The organism is Vibrio sp. Vb0349 (assembly GCF_033338975.1).
The window spans coordinates 1-1,677 of the sequence record NZ_JAWOTS010000124.1 but is presented as its reverse complement, the minus strand read 5'-3'; the positions used below and the strand labels follow the sequence as shown (position 1 = coordinate 1,677).

Here is a 1,677-nt window from a genome sequence, read left to right as displayed (position 1 = left end):
TGGATATGAGATGTATTTGCACCAGCATTTGTATTTCATAAAGCCTTGCAGTAATTAGGCAATGAAAGATAGACATTCTCTATGGAAAACCAGTAGTGGAGCGATAACTCTGTTACTGGTTTTGCCGATCTTAGCGATCTTCTACACCGCAATTGGTGAAACGGATAACCTGTTTACACATTTGATGTCGACGGTGATGCCAACCTATATCTATAACCCCGTCGTCTTAACGATTGGGGTTATGGTCCTCTCTCTTATTTTCGGTATTCCAAGCGCTTGGTTAATGGCAATGTGTAAGTTGCCAACGGAAAAGTGGTTACAGTGGGCGCTTGTATTGCCATTGGCAATGCCGGGTTACATTATTGGTTACATATTTACGGATTGGTTCGACTTTGCTGGCCCAATTCAAATATTCCTGCGTGATGTCACCGGGTGGGGACCTGGCGAGTATTGGTTCCCTGATATTCGAACCTTACCGGGGGCGACCTTTGTCCTGTCTCTGGTGTTATACCCTTACGTGTATCTACTGTGCCGCGCGGCGTTTATGGAACAAAATGTTTCACTGCTGCAAAGTGCCCGCTTGCTGAAATGCTCACCTTGGGAGAGCTTTTGGCGTATTTCGATGCCTTTGGTGCGACCTTCTATTGCCGTGGGTTTGTCGCTGGTGGCGATGGAAACCATTGGGGACTTCGGCACTGTCAGCTATTTCGCCGTTAACACATTAACGACAGCGGTTTACGACACGTGGCTTGGTTATTCTAACCTTAACGCGGCCGCTAAAATTTCCGCAATTATGCTGTTGATTGTTGTGCTGCTACTCAGTACAGAACGCTATAGCCGCAGAAAGCAGAAACTATTCCAAAGCCAATTTAACAGCCATGAAGATTTTCGTTACGAGTTAAGTGGCTGGAAAAAATGGGCGGCACTGGTGTGGTGTTGGGGACTGGTTGCTGTGGCGTTCATTTTGCCATTACTTCAGTTGATTGATTACTCCATTACTTACTTTGAGCAAAGCTGGACACCAGAATTCCGTGAGTACGCGTGGAACAGTCTTGTTGTGTCTGTCATTGCTGCGATCATCGGCGTGGCTGTTGCTCTTATTGTTAACTTTACCCACCGAGTCAATGGCAAACGTGAAAGCCTTGCTTTTATGCGTCTTTCCTCAATGGGCTACGCAGTACCTGGAACGGTATTGGCGATCGGCGTGATGGTTGCCGTGCTGTTTATGGACTATCGCGTAAACGATATTGCGAAGGCGATGGAATGGGGTAGACCGGGACTGATTTTCTCAGGCTCAATGTTTGCGTTGATCTTTGCGATGGTGGTGCGTTTCTCAGCTGTTGCGATTGGTAGTATCGAAAGTAATCTAAATAAAATTTCTCCATCGTTAGATATGGCGTCACGCACGATGGGATGTACGCCAAATACGATGCTGTGGCGAGTGCACTTTCCACTGGTAAAACGTGGTGCACTGATTGCGGCATTGTTGGTGTTTATTGAGTCGATGAAAGAGCTCAATGCCTCTCTGCTTCTGCGTCCATTCAATTTTGAAACACTGGCAACATACGTATATAACTTTGCCTCGGATGAGCATTTAGAATTGGCAGCTCTGCCTGCTGTATTGTTGGTTCTTGTTGGGTTGATCCCGCTTGTTGTTGTTAACCGTTCACTGGAGCA

General features: G+C 46.5%; 1 protein-coding gene. It reads left to right on the top strand.

Annotation, left to right across the window (positions count from 1 at the left end):
- Positions 1–61: 61 nt before the first annotated feature.
- Positions 62–1,677 (top strand): iron ABC transporter permease (locus R7Q47_RS23775; protein ID WP_318089608.1); only part of this gene is annotated, 1,616 nt, incomplete at its 3' end.